Origin of the sequence: Sulfurimonas sp. (assembly GCF_016744025.1) — a bacterium.
Classification (GTDB): Bacteria; Campylobacterota; Campylobacteria; order Campylobacterales; family Sulfurimonadaceae; genus Sulfurimonas.
The window spans coordinates 1-2286 of the sequence record NZ_JADGFC010000225.1; the positions used below are offsets into that span (position 1 = coordinate 1).

Annotated in this window: 2 protein-coding genes and 1 pseudogene; all 3 read left to right on the plus strand. The window is 30.0% G+C overall.

Features of this window, described 5'->3' with window-relative positions; translation table 11 throughout:
* Positions 1–238 (plus strand): annotated as a pseudogene (locus QZZ48_RS15475) (hypothetical protein); the annotation flags it as partial.
* 193 nt (positions 239–431) lie between these two features.
* On the plus strand, positions 432–1466 hold the full coding sequence (locus QZZ48_RS15480) for a hypothetical protein (RefSeq protein WP_294967154.1): 1035 nt from the start codon (positions 432–434) through the stop codon (positions 1464–1466).
* Positions 1447–2286 (plus strand): hypothetical protein (locus tag QZZ48_RS15485; RefSeq protein WP_294967155.1); only part of this gene is annotated, 840 nt, incomplete at its 3' end. The genes QZZ48_RS15480 and QZZ48_RS15485, both read left to right, overlap by 20 nt.

Below are 2286 nucleotides of genomic sequence, written 5' to 3' on the forward strand. Positions count from 1 at the left end.
TATGAAGAACATTGCAACTAATGGAGATGATGAGTTAAATGGAACTTCTAGTAATGACCATATTGTTGCAAAAAAAGGTAATGATAAAATAATAGGAGGAGATGGAAACGATATATTGGAAGCAGGAGAAGGAGACGACACCATAAATGGCGGTAAAGGAAATGACTATCTTGAAGGTGGTAGTGGAGTCATAGATAATAAAAATAATAGATATAGCTTTCTGAAAAAAGTAGCATAAAAATATTTCAAAATGGAATAATATGATAAAAAGATAATAATTTAAGATATAATAAACTTTGATAATAAATATCAATAAAACAATTTCTCTACATGTAAGGGCTTGAAAGAACCTTTACATGTAAAGAAAAGGATAAAACAAAAAGGGGCAAATATGAGAAAAAAAAGATGTTTACATGTAAAGGAGGTTTGGTATGGGAAGTGAAGAAAATAGTTTTTTAAAAAAGAAAAAAAGAAAATCTGCTTTATTGTTGTTTATTATTATCTTTTTTGTTGGAAATATTGGTTTTTATTTTCAAGAAAGGGCTAAATGGATATATGATGAACAACCTTATCCCAAAGCAAAAGAGTGGTTGATACCTGCAAATATGATGTTGGTTTATGGAACAATTCTTACAAAACTTCCTTTTATAGATGAGCGAAGTTTTATTATGAAACCTATCATTGGTTTACAAGATTACTTTGTAAAAAAATGGCAAGAGAATCTTCCTGATGATGATGCAGAAAAGTATTTGGGGTGGTATATATTTAGACTTAGAACTTATGTTGAACCAAATGGTGGAGGAATCATTCTTTATAGTAGTAAACAATATACTTTTGGTGAAGTAAGGAAATTTAATGAAGAATCTTGGCAAACTATAGAAGCAATGGTTAAATACGAAACAAAAGATAAAGAATTCAATGAAATAAGATTAGCGGCTTTTAATAACCTAACGGCTCTATTTGTATCAAATTTCACAGCCTATTGGGTGAAAAACCCAGACGGAATAGATAGTGTTTTGAGTTCAGAATCAAAGTTAAATATCTATAAAATGTATCAGGATGTAAGACTGCATAAGAGGTTGTTTAAAATATATAAGTGGATAAAGCAAATGGAAAAAATTTATAAAAATAAATATCCAAAAGCTTATGCTAATGCAAAAAGTGCTGAAGCATCACAGTATTGGGAAAATAGTCGGATTCATAAAATAGTAAATATAATATTTGATTATTTAGTTATTAAAAAAGGATATTTAGAAATACAGAATTTTTGTGAAATAGATAAAAATGAGTATTTAATTGACTATATAAATTCTAAAAGATGGTTATTAAAAAATGAAGATTTTTTAAAAACCAAAGGTATTGGTTTAGGCAAAATGATAAGTAAACAAGATGATAAACAAATTGAAAAAATTTGTCCAAATATAAACATAAAAGAGGAGTTAAATAATGGCAACAGTAATAATTGATGGGAATGAGTATGAATATACAGTTATAAATGGTACACAAGATAGTATAAGTATGGCAACTAATGGAACTAATATTTATGTTGACAAATACTCTAAATTTAAACTTGATACAAAAGTACAAATAAAGTATGGAATGAAAGGGGGAGGTGTTGCTACTGCATTAGTTACAATTGTACAAGAAGATGATAAATTTAGAGGAGTTGCAAAAGTTGGTGGAAGCTGGGCAGGTGGTGCAGCAGCTGTTACTGTAACTGAGGCTATTGTAGCATTTGCAGCAGGTTTTGGTGCTACTTTATCAGCTCCTGTAGTTATAGGTATAGGAGTTACATCAGGTGTAGTTCTCTCAACAGCAGGTTCGGAGTCTGTGGCTAGTCTATACGATATGGTTAAAAGTTGGTTTGGTTATGGTAGTGGTGAAAGTGAAATAACAGAATTAAAAAGAGATAAGAATGGCATAATCATAACAACAACCAATTTCAACCAAGAGCTAAATTCAATAAACTATATCGCCTCAAAAGAATCAAAAGTAGAACTATTTGGAGATACAACGCTTAAAGAATATCTAAAAATTGATTCTACAAATAAGACAGCCACAGTATCAGCAAATACCAAAGAAGCAGAAGCGGCAATCATAAATGATGTGCTAAACAATAAAGCAAACTTAGTAGATAAAGTTTCAAATGATGGACAAACCTTCAACATAAAAAATGCCAACAACAATCTCCTTGTCCGTAACGCTATAGACTCAATCCCAACAGTAAGTTTTTTACTCTCACATATAGATATAAAATCAGGAGAAGTACTAGACATCGGAAATAAA

Excerpts from the sequence above, each read along its gene's own strand:
- QZZ48_RS15480 (WP_294967154.1), top strand. The coding sequence starts at position 432 with ATGGGAAGTGAAGAAAATAGTTTTTTAAAAAAGAAAAAAAGAAAATCT.